We start from the raw sequence: 14,929 nt of genomic DNA on the forward strand, positions 1-14,929 counted from the left end.
CCCTAAAATTAATGGAAAATCAATAACTCGATTAAAAAATTAATTGTCAATTATCCATTATTTAGTGAAATAGGCTTCTAAAGCCTCGGCAACAATTTGATTCATCGCTTTTTTCTCTTCACCAGCAATGGTTTTTAATTTTTGGTACCATTCCTCGTTAACACTGATACGATGTTCATTACGTTTTGCACGGGGTTTCTTTTCGCCTTTTTTCATAGTTTTTTGATTATTAGGTTGATAAGTTTGGGCATATTCTCTGAGGGCATCGAAACCGACACGATTACAGAAGTCGCCAAAGGTTTCATTTTTCTTTTTGCTATCACGAAAGTAAACAAATAGAGGTTCTAAAAACTGCTCTAATTCCGCAATATTGAGTTTTTCTTGGTAGGTACGCGCCAATCTGGTTTGATTTGGGCAACCTCCTAACCACATTTGGTAAACATTGGGGGCCGAACCCACAAACCCTAATTCTGCCATATAAGGGCGCGCACAACCATTGGGGCAACCCGTCATCCGAATGACGAAGGTTTCTTCTGCCATACCTAATTTAGCCAAAAGGGTGTCAATGCGATCGATTATGCTAGGTAAAATTCGCTCTGATTCAGTGGTGGCTAATCCGCAGGTGGGTAGGGCGGGACAAGCCATGGAATAACGGGTAAGATGATTGACGTTATCAGGATCTAATTCTACGCCGTTATTACGGAAAACTTGGTTAATGTCTTCTTGCCATTGGGGATTAATTTCATAAAGAATGATGTTATGGTTAGCACTCAGGCGGGTAGGTAATTCATATTTGGTGATTACTTCCTTGAGGGCGGTTTTGAGTTGGAATTGACCATCATTTTTTACTCTACCGTTTTCTACAGAAATACCAAGGAAAAGTTTACCATCTCCTTGCTCATGCCATCCGAGATAGTCTTCATATTTCCACTTGGGTAGTTTTTTGAAGGATTCTAATTTTTTGCCGAAGTATTCTTGTAGTTTGGTTTTAAATCTTTCTACTCCCCAATCATTGATTAAATACTTCATTCTGGAATGACGGCGGTTAGTGCGATCGCCATAATCCCTTTGAGTAGCGACTACTGCTTTGACTAAATCAAATACATCATCTTTTTTCACATAACCAATTTCATCAGCACTACGGGCAAAGGTTTCCTCTTTACGATGGGTACGTCCCAAACCACCCCCAGCAAGGACATTAAACCCCTGCAATTCGCCTTTTTTATTGGTAATCACCACCAAACTAAGGTCATGGGTATAAATATCAATGGAGTTGTCTCCCGGCACAGTGACAGAACATTTAAACTTACGAGGCATATATTGAGTACCGTAAATAGGCTCTGGGGAGTCCTCAAAATTAGTACCATTTTTGCCTTTTTGGCGGGCTGCTTTGACTTCGGGGGCTTCTTCGGCAGTGATGGCTTTTTCACCATCTAACCAAATCTCATAATAAGCACCACTTTGGGGAGCGAGTAAATCCGCTATTTTGTCGGCATATTCCCAAGCGTATTGATAATCTAACCTATTCTTGTAGGGGGCAGGAGGTGCCATCACATTACGGTTTAAGTCTCCACAAGCCCCTAGGGTAGAACCCATGTTCTGCACAATGGTTTTAATGACGGTTTTAAGATTTTTCTTTAAAATACCGTGGATTTGATAACCCTGTCTGGTGGTAACTCTGAGGGTATGGTTGCCATATTCTTCCGAAAGTTGCTCAAGGGCAAGGTAAAGTTGAGGAGGAATAAACCCTCCTGGGTTACGGGTACGTAACATAAACTGATAGTCTTTTTCTTGCCCTTTTACCCGATTGTCTCGGTTATCTTGTTGATAAGAGCCGTGAAATTTTAATATTTGAATACCATCTTCACTAAAATGGGTGGTATCTTGCTTTAATTCCGTGGCTACTGGTTCTCTTAAAAAGTTACTACGCTCTTTAATTCCTTCCACTTTTGAGCGTTTTTTCTCAATGGTTGAACTGTCTGTCATTACTTTTGTATATTTTTTGTCAGATTCCTATTTACTATTCTAGTGCGATCGCACTTTACCTGCCATTAGAGACACAAAAATTAAAAACAAAAAAACCTACGGATAAATCAAAGGATACTCCTCCACAGGGATGTAAACCCCATCACACTGCCCCTTATAACGATATTCCACCAGAGTAAAATTACCATCTTGCCATTGATAAGTAGCATAACTGCCACAATCTCCCAAACCCCTCGCTTTTCTATCCACCATCAACTGCTCTGTTTCAGGATCAAACTCCAGAGCACCCGTTAACAAAGAAGTTTCTCCAATTTGCAAACTCCCTCCCCGCTCCTCAAAAACAGTAAAACTCAACGTACTAATAAGATGTTCCGCTTGATTAGCATCATAAAATAAATATTGATAACTTCCTTGATACGCCCCCACAAAACAAAAAATTTCTACCAAATATTCAGTAGTATTCAACTCATAAATATTAGTATTTTCATCAGAAATAAGGTGATTCTCACTGTTACAAACGCCTAAATCATCTTTTTCCCCAAGACTTCTAATAATTTCCTCATTATCTAAAGAAGGAACATCTGCCAAGCCTTCCAACCTTATCAAAGGATTATTTTCACATCCTAAAATAAACTGTAGAGTCAGTAGAACGAAAATAAAAAAAGTATTGTGTTGGTATTTAAAAATATTTCGTTTTAACAATTGATAGGAAGTAAAAGAATGAAAGTATTTGCTTAAATGTAATCTTAACTTATAAGATATAGAGTTAAACAACCAAATCATCGAGGGAAAAAGTTGAGTAGAAAATATTTATTTACCTCCGAGTCTGTCACCGAAGGTCATCCCGATAAAATATGTGACCAAATATCTGACACCATTTTAGACGCTTTATTAAATGAAGATCCATATAGTAGAGTGGCTGCGGAGGTTGTAGTCAATACAGGATTAGTCCTCATCACAGGGGAAATTTCATCAAAGGCTCAAGTTAATTATATTGACTTAGCCCGTAAAAAAATCGCTGAGATTGGCTACACCGATGCTAACAATGGTTTTTCTGCCAATAGCTGTTCGGTATTAGTAGCCCTAGACGAACAATCCGCTGATATTGCCCAAGGGGTTAACCAAGCCCAGGAGCAAAGGGAAAAGCTCAGTGACAATGAGTTAGATAAAATTGGTGCAGGAGATCAAGGGTTAATGTTTGGTTTTGCCTGTGACGAAACCCCTGAATTAATGCCCCTGCCCATTAGTTTAGCCCATAGGATGTCCAGAAGATTAGCAGCTGTTAGAAAGTCTGGAGAATTACCTTATTTAGGGCCAGACGGTAAAACTCAAGTTACTGTAGCTTATGAAAACGATCGCCCCGTAGGCATTGATACCATCCTTATTTCTACTCAACACACCGAAACCATCGGCAATATCAGTGATAATGACAAAATTCAAGCTACCCTCAAAGAAGCCATCCAAGAAACCGTCGTTCACCCCGTCTTCCACGACTTAGAAATTAAACCATCTAACAAAACCCGTTTCTTGCTCAACCCCACAGGAAAATTTGTTATTGGGGGGCCCCAAGGAGACTCAGGCTTAACAGGAAGAAAAATTATCATCGATACCTATGGCGGTTATTCTCGCCATGGCGGGGGTGCATTTTCAGGAAAAGACCCCACCAAAGTAGATCGTAGTGCTTCCTATGCCTGTCGCTATGTTGCCAAAAACATCGTTGCGGCTGGACTCGCTTCTAAGTGTGAAGTGCAAGTCAGCTATGCCATTGGAGTAGCCCAACCCGTGAGTATTTTTATCGAAACCTTTGGCACTGCTAAAGTATCCGAAGAACAACTGTTATCTGCGGTAAAAACTCACTTTGACTTGCGCCCTGCAGGTATTATTCAAATGTTTGATCTTTGTTCCCTTCCTTCCCAGAGAGGGGGTCGTTTTTATCAAGACGTAGCGGCTTACGGACATTTTGGCAGAAACGATTTAGATTTACCTTGGGAAAAAACCGATAAGGTATCCGCACTCAAACAAGAGTTAGGAGTTTAGATGCAACAAGGGGGGGGTATATTCCATAACATAACCGCCCCTATAAGTTTTTTATTATCTACAATAAAAATCATAGTCATGAATAGAGCAAGATGATTAAAACTTATCAAATTACCCTTGAAGGAGATAAAGTAAAGTGGTTAGGGGAAAAACCAAAAGCAGATATTACCCATGCCATTTTGGTCGTAGAAGAAAAAGAAATAATTCCCACTCAAATTTTAGAACCAAAACGTACAACCCCAGAACACTTGAAAGGACAAATCAAGACATTTGGTGATATTGTTAGCCCCGTGGTTGATGAGGAAGATTGGGAATGTCTCAAAGAATAGTTCTCGATACTCATATTTGGTTATGGTATATCAACGGAAATTTTGATAAATTTCCTAAACATTGGCACGAACAAATTAGAAATGCTGACTTAATAGGGGTTTCTTCGGTTTCTTGTTATGAAATTGTTTTAGCCCATAGTAAAGGACGTTTAGAATTAAATATACCTGTTAAACAATGGTTAATTGATGCTCTGCAACCATCAGGAATTGAATTGTTACCCTTAAATCCTGAAATTTCTTTCAAAGCGGTGAATTTATCCCTCATTCATAAAGATCCGTTTGATCGTATTATTATTGCGACAACACTTGAATATAAAGCAAAATTAGCGAGTATTGATAGTTTATTTTGTAAATACCCTGAGCTTCAAGATAATTTGATGACTAACTAAAAACAGTTAACAATTTGTTGTTGGGTGGGCAATGCCCACCATAAAATCTTATAAATTAGGGGTTAATAATACACCCTGACTTTGACCCAGAATAATATGGTTTAAGTCCTTAATATCCTCAATTTCAGGCAAATTAGGGGTAGTTAACTCCACTTTCCATTCCGTAGGATCTAACTGTAACCAATCGAGGAGGTTAATTTCAACCTTTTGCCCTTCAAGATTGGCAACCATGACAATTTTTTTATCAGGCATTTTAGGGTGCGATCGCACTCCATAAAAAATAGTCGCATCATCTTCTTCAATCTTATTAAAGCGATCGCCTCCATGCAAACTTTTACCAAGCCATGGATTATGACGACGTAACTCCCTCAAACGAAGATTATACTCAGCAAGGGCAGGATCAACCATTTTAGTATAGTGAGAAACATTACAAATCTCAGAACAATCCTCCATAAACATCAAAGCCCACCGTTTAAGATTATCAATGTCCAGATTTTGACAAAAAGCAATCATATTACTCTCCCTCATCTCCTTCATTTCCTCAATATTACAAGCCCCATCATCAAAACAAAGCTGACAAACCTTCACCACCTCCTGAAGATCATAATTCCGAGCTATCATACTCGCATTAAGAGCATGGGTAAACTCCCTTAACTGTTCCAACTTATCAAACCCTAAAGACTTCATCCGTTGAAAAGCATCCTGCCGATGATAACGCTCCTCAGTCATCTGCCAGTCCAAAAAGCCCACTTCCTCAGAAACCACCTTAACCCCATACTCCTCATCCGTATTACGGAAAAACATCCAAGGGGCGTGCATCAAAACATTAATAAAATCCATCGGTAAACCAGGGCTAAAACCATATACCCACATGGTCACCGCAGGATTATCATAGGCACCCCGAATCACATCATTGAGAGTTTCTCCCAAACGCCAATTAATCTCAAGGCGAGTATCTACCTGACTACCACGGCGTAACGTATCATGGTTACCACACCCCGTAATCCAGTTTTGTCCTTGATACATCACCTCACACACCCGTTGCCACTTTTTGCGCCAAAAACCTTTAATACTAGGGGTATTGTGGGCAAAAATTAGAGGTCCCCACTGATAGGACTCTGGTTTAAGATTAATTAAATCCATGTAGGTGGACTTGCTTTCCCAACCCTCCTCTGGCCAAGGGCGTCCATCTTCAAAAATAGTGAATAATAACCTTTTATAACCCCCTACCTCTTGCACCAAATCACTCATGGCAAGAAGATATTGATCATCCTGCTCTACCCTACCAGTAAGGGGATTAAAAAAGCGAAAATCTTGACCGCCATCAACCCGAATACCATCTGCCCCAGTATTAATTTTTCTCCTTTGCATTTCTAGTAAAATGGATCTAACCATGGGAAGCTGGTGGTTTAAATCCTGCCCATACATATTAGGACCCTTGAAAAATTGATTGTTTATTAATAGTTCCGCTTGGTTGTCCGCATGACCATATACTAAATCATAGATAAGACCAATGGGTTTATCTGGAAAATTATGTAATACCCCAATCAAGTCATATAATTCATCAGGACGTAAACTAGAAAGAATAGAAGGGCTAGTGGCAGCGGCTCCGATAATAGGTACATCATAACCCCAGCCTTGGGTATTGGGTTTAGTTACTTTAACTTGAATACCTTCAATACTTTTGAAAATATCATCCCCTTCAGGAATGCTTTTAGGGGCAATACCACAACATTCTTCGACAATTTCAAACAATCTACTATCCTGACTCAAATCTTTACGATATTCGATAGTAGGCTCAATGGGAAGTAGTTGGACTGCATCATAACCTATATAATGTTCGTCTTGGGGTTCTAGAGGCTGGTTATTCCTTATTTTTTTGCCAATATCTTTATATACCTTAGTTAACCCAGCCAAAGTACCTTCAGCAGAAGCTGTACCTACATGGAGTTGCAAAATATTAATGGGAGTAGCAGTGCGAGGGATATTTTCTTCTTCAGTGGTACCTGTGACTTTAAAATAATCTAGGTCTGTTCTTTCTTTTTCTAGTTTGCCCATGTCATACAATTCTGCGGGGGCAAATACTCCGAAGGGCAATGAATAAGCTAGGGCATCTCTGATAATTTCAATTTGTCCGTAGGGGTTGCGATAACGTAGCCAATAAAATGAGCCAAGGGTTTCTCTGGTTCCTGCTTTCATTCCCTCTATGATGCCCCAAAAGAATTTACCTCTTTTTTTTAGGAAAATACAATCTCGTCTCATTTCGATGGTAGAGCTTTCTGAGGATAAAAGATCTTTTACTTTTACATCTTCGCTAGGGGTAAAGACTTCTAAATAAATCTCGTTAAGGTGCATTACTTCCCTAAGTAGTTGGGGAGTCCAAAAACCTATTTGAGTTAGTCCATCTTCTCTATAGTTGGCACCGAGATAGGTGGCTACCTCCTGATTTTCTTCAAAAACAGTATTAGATGATTTTTCAATTTTTTTGATTTTATTTATTAATTTTCTCGTTTCTGATTCTACGAGGGCAATTTTAGTTTTGGTTTTGGTTTCCACAGTCAATTATTCTCTATTTTTACAATCAATAGCTTTAAAATCACACTGATTTTATTATTAATAGAAACTATTTATTATTATTTTTTTTATAGTTAATATTCTTTTTTTGGGTAGGATACAAAAGGGATTTCCTATCAATGGTCAGCCATGACGGTAAAGCTATATTGACCAATTATAGATCAAGTTTTTCTATTTGTACTTTAGTTTGATTAGATGGCATGATTTTCTGATAATTTAAGATACTGATAATAAAAATTAGATTTTGATTTTAAGATGAAATTTTATACTTTGGACGTTTTTACAAATCAGCTTTTTTCTGGTAATCAATTGGCGGTTTTTCCAGAAGCAGAAGGTTTAACCACGGAGATTATGCAAAAGATTGCCATCGAGTTTAATTTTTCGGAAACGGTGTTTGTATTTGATGATGAGGACACAGATTTTTATCTGAGAATTTTTACCCCGGGGGGAGAAATTCCTTTTGCGGGGCATCCTACCATTGGCACGGCTTTTTTGTTGGCGAAATTGGGTAAGTTTTCTCTGGATTCTGAAGAAACAGAGGTTATGTTTAGGGAGGGGGTTGGTAATGTTCCTGTGATGGTATTTAAAAATGAGGATGGTAAGATATGGACTCAGTTAAAAGCGCCTTGTCCTCCTGAATTTTATACGGATTGTCCTTCGAGGAAGGATTTAGCTCAGGTTTTATCTTTGGATTTAGATGATTTGATGGTGGATAATTTTGTGGTGGAGGGGGCTTCTTGTGGCTTACCCTTTTTGTTGATTCCTTTGGCTAGTTTGGAGGCGTTGAGTCGGGCAAAAATTAATCTGGGGGTTTGGCAGAGGGTTTTAAAGGATTTTTGGTCGCCCCATGTATATATTTTTGTACCAACTGGGAAAGATAGTTTTCAAGGGAGAATGTTTGCCCCTGCTCTTAATATAACGGAAGATCCTGCCACGGGTTCGGCTGCCACGGCTTTTGCTGGTTATTTGGCTAAGTATCAAGCCCAGAGTGAGGGGTGTTGGCGTTGGAATATTGCTCAAGGGTTGGAAATGGGGCGCCCTAGTCAGATAAGGGCGATCGCCCTTAAACAAAACCATATAATTAACGAAATAAAAGTGGGGGGCGAGTCGGTAATAGTTACGGAGGGAGATTTAAAATTAAATTAACAAAAAAAGTAACCCTAATTATTAAGTATTAATTATTTTTTTTTCATAAATCTAACAAGTAACTATAATATAAGATATAGACTAACAGAAATGAATATGTCCCCTAGCCCAGACGACTTGATTCTTTGCCAATGTATTTTTAGCACTCCCAAAGATGTAAACCTAAAAATACCTTTCGGAAAATTGGACGATAGCGAAAACCTCTCTCGTTATGCCCTAGCTATGCCCTACGAGCAAGATCACCTTGAACCTTTTGCCCGTAAAGGCGACGTTTGCTACTATGAAGTTTTGGTAACGGATACCCAACCAGAAAAACTGTCATCCCTAGACGAAAATTTAGAGAAGGTTGTAGAATTTGACCGTAAAAGTTTGATAGAAGCAGGAATACCAGGTTTAGCTTTCCCTTACCTGACTTTAACCGAATATTCTCCCCTCATTCCCGATTTATTGGATGCTTGGCAGGATCAAGAAGGACAAGAATACGTCATCATAAACCAAAGAAGTAATTGGGAATCCTTAGGCCAATATTTTGCCCGTAATCATGTCCCTAATAACCAAGTCTTTCATCATCTCCAAACCATGGCTAAACTCTGGAAAGACTTGCACAAGTTAAAATGTTCTCAAACTCTCCTAGAAGAAGACAATCTGGGGGTAGGAGATTCTGGAGATTTAGAAATCAAAAAGCTATATTTTGATGATCTCCATAACCCTCCCCATCTCAGACAATTAGTAGAACTCTGGATCATAATTTTAGAAGAAAATAATCAAACGGACAAAGCAACCATCATCAAAGGATTGATGGAGCAGATAGAAGAAGGTCAAATTGATACTATCAAGGAATTATCCGACGCTTTAAACATAATGTATCAACAAGCTCAGTTAAATGATTTACTAGATGATACTGAAGAAGAATTATTGATTCCCCCTGATGATGAATTAGAAGAACTTACCGATCAATTTGACTTTGATGAGGTGGACGATGATCAAGATGCTACGGTGATCAATAGTGGGGATAGTATTGACGAACAACCCACCGTTGTTTTACCCATGACTCTCTTGAGTTTGGCGGAATGTGGCATGACTGATATTGGTATGAAACGCTCTCACAATGAAGATTGTTTTGCGGTGGAAACCAAGATTAATAAGCGAGAAACTCCCCAAGGCATTTTTTGTACGGGAAAAGGATTCTTTCTTGTGTGTGATGGTATGGGAGGACACGCTGGAGGAGAAGTAGCCAGTGCTTTAGCCGTTAAGACTCTTTATAAATATTTCCAAGACCATTGGCAAGATGGATTGCCCGACGAAGAAACCATTAAAGAGGGTATTTTAGAAGCCAATAGAGTGATCTATGATGCCAACATTGAAAAAGGTAATCTTGGCGCGGGAAGAATGGGTACAACGGTAGTAATGACCCTTGTTCAAGATAACCAAGTTGCGATCGCCCATGTGGGAGACAGTCGCATTTACCGAGTTACCAGAAAATGGGGTTTAGAACAAGTCACCACAGACCACTCCGTGGCCCAAGCAGAAATGAAAAACGGCATAGAACCAGAAATTGCCTTGGCTCGTCCTGATGCCTATCAACTTACCCAGGCTCTAGGCCCTAGAAAAAGAGAATTTGTCCATCCTGACGTTAATTTTTTAGAAGTCAAAGAAGACACAATCTTTTTAATGTGTTCCGATGGTTTATCAGACAATGAACTATTAGAAAATAATTGGCAAAGTGTTCTTTTACCCCTACTCAGTGCCAAAGCCAATCTTCAAGAAGGAGTAACCCATCTCCTCGAATTAGCCAATCAAATTAATGGTCATGATAACATCACCTGTATTTTGACCAGAATTAAAGTTCAACCTAATTTAGAACAAAAAAACCCCTTAATCTAAGATAATAATGAATATTAGATAATAAAAGTTAGGTAATGAGTAATTATTAATCATATGAGTATATAGCCTATGTAATAAAGGATTAAGCTATTTTATCAACCCCAAAATAATTGAGATAGATTTCAGAATATAAAATTTTTAAGAAAATTTTGTGAACTTAATTGATCAATCTTTCGTCTATAGAGGCGTAGTAAAACAAACTACTTCGTACTTATTCATTTATTCAATATTCAAACTTAGATTTATCAAATCATTTCCCATGAAAAAAGTTCAATCCTTACTGTCCAAATTTTCCATTAGTGCCTTTGCTCTAATCTTTGCTGCTAACTTTAGCATCCCTTCCCACGCACTAGATGCTTCCTCTGAATCCCAAAATACAGCGAATAACCTTGCAATGATGCACGGTGACCATGACTCAGAAGAAGAAATGGAAATGATGGAAGATGCCTCAGAAGAAACCACAGAAATGGGTTTTAAGGTGATGACCGCAATGTTATCTGGTAATAACATTTATCCTGAGCCTGTCATGACCAATGCAGGAGGGGTTGCTGTGGCAATCTTGGGGCAAGATAATACCTTAATGGTTTATGGTAGTTTCAACGGTTTAAGTAGTGCCTTAAGAGATTATGAAACCGATCCCTTAGATCCTCCTAATCCTGCCGTTACTTCTGCTGTACATTTACATTTAGGTACTCCCGAGGAAAATGGCTCTTTTGCCCGTGCTTTATCTGTCACCACTTCTGAAGATGGCTTAAGTGGTCTTTTCACTGGCACTTATCAATTATCTGACGAAGAAGTTATGGCTCTAGGAGAAGGTAATTTATACATTGATATTCACACAACCATGAATCGTGGCGGTGAGTTGAGAGGAGTTGTTCAAGAGTAATAGTGTTTGAACATTGTTAAATTGATTAATGAATTGAGGGATTTTTGATAGAATCTCCTCTGGTGGGTATATAGCCCACCTTTTATTTTTTGTAAGAATAATTGATGAATCCCATTGTTTTAATTCATGGTTTTATGGATCAAAGTGCTGTGTTTAATTCCATGTTTTTATATTTAGAAAATCAAGGATATAATGTTCATGCAATTGATCTTACTCCTTGTTACGGCACAGCAGATTTGAAAGTATTGGCTCAACAGGTTAAGGAATATATTGATAAGACTTTTGAGAAGGAAGAAAAAGTTAATTTACTAGGTTTTAGTATGGGTGGTTTAGTTACCCGTTACTATTTACAAAAATTGGGAGGTGTGGAAAAAGTAGATAAATATATTAATGTTTCTGCCCCCAATAATGGAACTATCATGGCTTATTTATTACCTTTTTTGGGCATTAAACAAATGCGCCCACAAAGTGATTTTTTATTAGATTTAAATAAGGATATAAATGAAAGTTTATCAAAAGTTAAATGTTTATTTTTATGGACTCCTTTTGATTTAATGATTTTTCCTCCTAAAAGCTCTATCATGAAACCATTTCCCGTGGAAAGAATACCTGTACTAACTCATAAATGGATGATTAGCGATCGCAGGGTTTTAGAAAGAGTTAATAAATTTTTGAAGGAGAAATAAAGTTTAAATTAGTCTCTTTGTATCTTGATTTCCTAGGATTTTTAGACGGGTAAAAGTTTCTTGATAATATTGAGGATAAACAGGTAATCGGGGCTTTAAAAGCCAACCATGGTTTAATAATGTGGTAGTTAAATCCTCTAAGCTATGGTGATAGTAGTCTGGGTTAACTTCATCCTTGGGTACTATCCCCCCTAAATCTGTAACCCCTAATTCTAAGCATTTAATGAGAGTGTTTTCATCTTCAATTAAGTTTGGGGGAATTTGAATGGCTATATTATTTGGTAATATTTCCTTAGCTTTTTTGATGGTTTCAAGCATTTCTAAAGAACTAAAATTATTTTGGGAATAATTATCTTTATTACCTTTGGAATAGGGTTGTAAGATTACTTCTTGAATGTGACCATATTTTTTATGGATAGATGCGATCGCCCTTAAACTTTCCATACGATCACAAGATGATTCCCCAATACCTAATAGGATACCTGTCGTAAAAGGAATCTGTAACACTCCAGCCCATTCTAGTTGTTCTAACCTAAGTTGTGGAATCTTGCTAGGGGCAAAATGATGGACAGTATCTAACAATGATGGGGTTACCTGTTCCACCATCAAGCCCATAGAGGCATTTACCGTCTTTAATAAAGTCATTTCCTCATAACTTAAAGGCCCCACATTGCTGTGAGGAAAAAAGCCCATGGAGAGAGCTAAATGGGCTATGTCATAAATCAACTGTAACCAATCCTTACGCCTTTTTGAGTGGGGATGCACCTCACCACTAAGGATGAGAATTTCTGTAACTTCCTTGCCCTGCAAGGTTGTTAAAATTTCCCTCGCCCTGTCTAAAGTTAACCATACATCTTCTTCAGGATTGGTGCGAAAATTGCAGTAACTACACCGATTAAAACATTCATAGGTTGGTACTAGGGTAAAAGCTGGACTATAAGTTACTATGCGCATTCAATGATTGGGGATTGATGAAAAAGTGTTTTGGTTAGGGTAAGGAATGGCTTTTATTATCATGGTGAAAATTTTGTCACTTCAACCTAACACCTAAAACCTACTTAATAATGAGTGCCAGATTTACGATGATGCACCGCTGTGATACCGTCATCTTTTAACAATTTACCAGCCTGGGCGATCGCATACATAACCCAATGATCACCACATTCGAGGCGATTTTTAACCTCACACTCCACATAGGCGAGGGCATTATTCAAAATCGGGCTACCGTTATCCGCCACATCATGATCAATATTCTGAAAACGATCTTCCCCTGGAGCAAAGGGTTTGAGAAAATGCTTCATCAACTCCACATATCGCCCCTCTTCAAGGACATTGAGGGCAAAACAACTGCCGATGGGCAACAAAGATTCGATCGCCCTTTCCTTGGCCACCGCAACGGTTAAACCGGGGGGGTTAAAAGTAGCCTGAGACACCCAAGAAGCCACCATGGCACCCTTTATCTCATCCCTTTGGGTGGTGACGATACATAACGAGCCTACCAAACGCCCCAAAGCCTGTTCAGTTCTGGCGGTGAGGGAATTGGCGGCGGCGGATTCTTTTGATTTAAGGGCTTTTTTACGTTTTTTCAGGGCTTGAGCAAAATCTGTTCCCGCCTCCTCACAGGTTTTTAGCACTGCTTCCGTGGGTTTAAATTTGACTCGGATGGTATCAAAACCGAAACGATAGCCCCCATCCCTAAATTTATTTTCCAACAAATCGATGGCTTCTCCACTCCAACCAAAAGAACCGAATGCCCCCACTAATTTATTCTTATCGGCGTTGGCAAGGGCGATACCGAGGGCGCTTTGGATTTGGGTAGGGGCGTGACCGCCGAGGGTGGGAGAACCGAAAATGAAGCCTTCACAGCCTTGTATGGCGGTTTTTATTTCCTCGCTTCCTGCAAATTCAGCGTTGATGGATTCTACCCTTACCCCTGCTTTGGTAATGCCACGGGCGATCGCATTTGCTAGGGTTGCGGTGTTACCATAGGCGGAGGCATAAACTAGGGCGACATTAAGGGTTTGATTTTTCTGGGTTTCTAACCACTGTTGATATAAACCTGTTAATTCGGTTAAACCATAACGCACCAAGGGGCCATGGTTGGTGGCATAGATGAAAGATTCTTTTTCCTTAACCTTTTCAATGGCTTTACTAACTTGGGTGGCGTAGGGTGCAATGACACAATCGAAATAATGTCTTCTATCTTCTTGGTAAATACTCCAACCCTCGTCCAAAATTTGATCACCGCATACATGGGCAGAAAATAGCTTATCGGTATAAAATACCTTAGTTTGGCGATCGTAGGTCAAAAGTTGGTCAGGATAACGGGGGTTAGGGGTGGTGATAAATTCTAGTAAATGTCCTTTGCCTAAGTCTAATTGAAGCTCGTTTTTAACAACTGTAATATTGAGGGGATTTCTGGCAGTGGTTTCTTGATAGTTATTCTCGAAGATGGTTTCTAAGGATTTTGCCCCCGTATTGGAGATGATGATATTAATTTGGGGGGCTTTTTGCAATAGGGTATTGATAGTTACTGCCCGATTGGGGTTGATATGTCCTAGAATGAGATAGTCAATTTTTTGTAGGTCAATTCTTTGTTCTAGGGCATCGATAAAGGTTGCGGTGAAGGATTCCCCCGGGAGATCAAATAGGGCGATTTTTTCTCCTTCAATGACAAAAGAATTGGCGGTAGTGCCTCGATTTAGTCCGTATTCTACCTCAAATTTGAGTCTATCCCAAGTACGAGAACGGAATACCCTTGTGTTAAGGGCGATCGGGGTAATTTGAACATCTTTTGATTTTGTCATATTATACTCAGGGTTTAATATTTTTTTTGTTAATGGGGAGTGGAAATTTTATGTTTTATCGATATTTTCCATTTTATCGTCTAACTCTACCCTATCCATAATTTATCAGCAGGAGACAAAAGGAAAGGACTTTTTGTTGAAAAATCAGCTTTGTTAGTATCAATGACTGCTATTGGGGGGTAGTGAAAAAATAAAAATATTTACC

The 14,929-nt window shown here is 38.9% G+C and carries 12 protein-coding genes; 7 read left to right on the forward strand and 5 right to left on the reverse strand.

Going from position 1 to position 14,929, the window contains the following annotated elements:
* Nucleotides 1-57: 57 nt before the first annotated feature.
* Together sir and AA637_RS08095 are read right to left on the reverse strand one after the other, a co-directional pair.
* Nucleotides 58-1,986, reverse strand: a complete 1,929-nt coding sequence (sir, locus tag AA637_RS08090; RefSeq protein ID WP_446682323.1) for a sulfite reductase, ferredoxin dependent — start codon at nucleotides 1,984-1,986, stop codon at nucleotides 58-60.
* Nucleotides 1,987-2,082: 96 nt separating this feature from the next.
* Entirely contained in the window at nucleotides 2,083-2,574 is a 492-nt protein-coding gene (locus AA637_RS08095; protein ID WP_446682324.1) for a DUF1176 domain-containing protein, read from the reverse strand.
* A gap of 207 nt (nucleotides 2,575-2,781) precedes the next feature.
* Between AA637_RS08095 and metK the strand changes: the two genes are divergently transcribed.
* From metK to AA637_RS08110, 3 genes are all read left to right on the forward strand, one after another.
* Nucleotides 2,782-4,023, forward strand: coding sequence for a methionine adenosyltransferase (gene metK / locus AA637_RS08100; protein ID WP_446682325.1), 1,242 nt, complete (start codon nucleotides 2,782-2,784; stop codon nucleotides 4,021-4,023).
* 92 nt (nucleotides 4,024-4,115) lie between these two features.
* Nucleotides 4,116-4,352: a hypothetical protein gene (locus AA637_RS08105; RefSeq protein ID WP_446682326.1), complete on the forward strand. Its 237-nt coding sequence runs from the start codon at nucleotides 4,116-4,118 to the stop codon at nucleotides 4,350-4,352.
* Entirely contained in the window at nucleotides 4,337-4,741 is a 405-nt protein-coding gene (locus tag AA637_RS08110; RefSeq protein ID WP_446682327.1) for a type II toxin-antitoxin system VapC family toxin, read from the forward strand. The genes AA637_RS08105 and AA637_RS08110 overlap by 16 nt, the downstream gene beginning before the upstream one ends.
* A 48-nt stretch (nucleotides 4,742-4,789) precedes the next feature.
* On the opposite strand, the gene gghA is transcribed toward AA637_RS08110, so the two are convergent.
* Nucleotides 4,790-7,297 (reverse strand): glucosylglycerol hydrolase, encoded by a 2,508-nt coding sequence (gghA, locus tag AA637_RS08115; protein WP_446682328.1) that lies wholly within the window; start codon nucleotides 7,295-7,297, stop codon nucleotides 4,790-4,792.
* Nucleotides 7,298-7,570: 273 nt separating this feature from the next.
* Here gghA and AA637_RS08120 point away from each other — a divergent pair, with 273 nt between their 5' ends.
* The 4 genes from AA637_RS08120 to AA637_RS08135 all read left to right on the forward strand — a co-directional run bounded on the left by AA637_RS08120 (nucleotide 7,571) and on the right by AA637_RS08135 (nucleotide 11,917).
* A complete protein-coding gene (locus AA637_RS08120) occupies nucleotides 7,571-8,461 on the forward strand; it encodes a PhzF family phenazine biosynthesis protein (protein WP_446682329.1) in 891 nt (296 codons plus the stop codon).
* Nucleotides 8,462-8,551: 90 nt separating this feature from the next.
* Nucleotides 8,552-10,345: a serine/threonine phosphatase gene (locus AA637_RS08125; protein WP_446682330.1), complete on the forward strand. Its 1,794-nt coding sequence runs from the start codon at nucleotides 8,552-8,554 to the stop codon at nucleotides 10,343-10,345.
* 259 nt (nucleotides 10,346-10,604) lie between these two features.
* Nucleotides 10,605-11,231 carry a CHRD domain-containing protein gene (locus AA637_RS08130; protein ID WP_446682331.1) on the forward strand — a complete coding sequence of 209 codons (627 nt, stop codon included), beginning with the start codon at nucleotides 10,605-10,607 and terminating at the stop codon, nucleotides 11,229-11,231.
* 104 nt (nucleotides 11,232-11,335) lie between these two features.
* Nucleotides 11,336-11,917 (forward strand): esterase/lipase family protein, encoded by a 582-nt coding sequence (locus AA637_RS08135; protein ID WP_446682332.1) that lies wholly within the window; start codon nucleotides 11,336-11,338, stop codon nucleotides 11,915-11,917.
* A gap of 3 nt (nucleotides 11,918-11,920) precedes the next feature.
* On the opposite strand, the gene cofG is transcribed toward AA637_RS08135, so the two are convergent.
* Together cofG and AA637_RS08145 are read right to left on the reverse strand one after the other, a co-directional pair.
* Nucleotides 11,921-12,871 carry a 7,8-didemethyl-8-hydroxy-5-deazariboflavin synthase subunit CofG gene (gene cofG / locus AA637_RS08140; RefSeq protein WP_446682333.1) on the reverse strand — a complete coding sequence of 317 codons (951 nt, stop codon included), beginning with the start codon at nucleotides 12,869-12,871 and terminating at the stop codon, nucleotides 11,921-11,923.
* 104 nt (nucleotides 12,872-12,975) lie between these two features.
* Nucleotides 12,976-14,724, reverse strand: a complete 1,749-nt coding sequence (locus AA637_RS08145; RefSeq protein ID WP_446682334.1) for a diflavin flavoprotein — start codon at nucleotides 14,722-14,724, stop codon at nucleotides 12,976-12,978.
* Nucleotides 14,725-14,929 lie beyond the last annotated feature (205 nt).

This window comes from Cyanobacterium sp. HL-69, from assembly GCA_002813895.1.
Lineage (GTDB): Bacteria > Cyanobacteriota > Cyanobacteriia > Cyanobacteriales > Cyanobacteriaceae > Cyanobacterium.

Excerpts from the sequence above, each read along its gene's own strand:
- AA637_RS08145 (WP_446682334.1), bottom strand. The coding sequence starts at position 14,724 with ATGACAAAATCAAAAGATGTTCAAATTACCCCGATCGCCCTTAACACA.
- cofG (WP_446682333.1), bottom strand. The coding sequence starts at position 12,871 with ATGCGCATAGTAACTTATAGTCCAGCTTTTACCCTAGTACCAACCTAT.
- AA637_RS08130 (WP_446682331.1), top strand. The coding sequence starts at position 10,605 with ATGAAAAAAGTTCAATCCTTACTGTCCAAATTTTCCATTAGTGCCTTT.
- AA637_RS08110 (WP_446682327.1), top strand. The coding sequence starts at position 4,337 with ATGTCTCAAAGAATAGTTCTCGATACTCATATTTGGTTATGGTATATC.
- AA637_RS08125 (WP_446682330.1), top strand. The coding sequence starts at position 8,552 with ATGAATATGTCCCCTAGCCCAGACGACTTGATTCTTTGCCAATGTATT.
- sir (WP_446682323.1), bottom strand. The coding sequence starts at position 1,986 with ATGACAGACAGTTCAACCATTGAGAAAAAACGCTCAAAAGTGGAAGGA.
- AA637_RS08105 (WP_446682326.1), top strand. The coding sequence starts at position 4,116 with ATGATTAAAACTTATCAAATTACCCTTGAAGGAGATAAAGTAAAGTGG.
- AA637_RS08120 (WP_446682329.1), top strand. The coding sequence starts at position 7,571 with ATGAAATTTTATACTTTGGACGTTTTTACAAATCAGCTTTTTTCTGGT.
- AA637_RS08135 (WP_446682332.1), top strand. The coding sequence starts at position 11,336 with ATGAATCCCATTGTTTTAATTCATGGTTTTATGGATCAAAGTGCTGTG.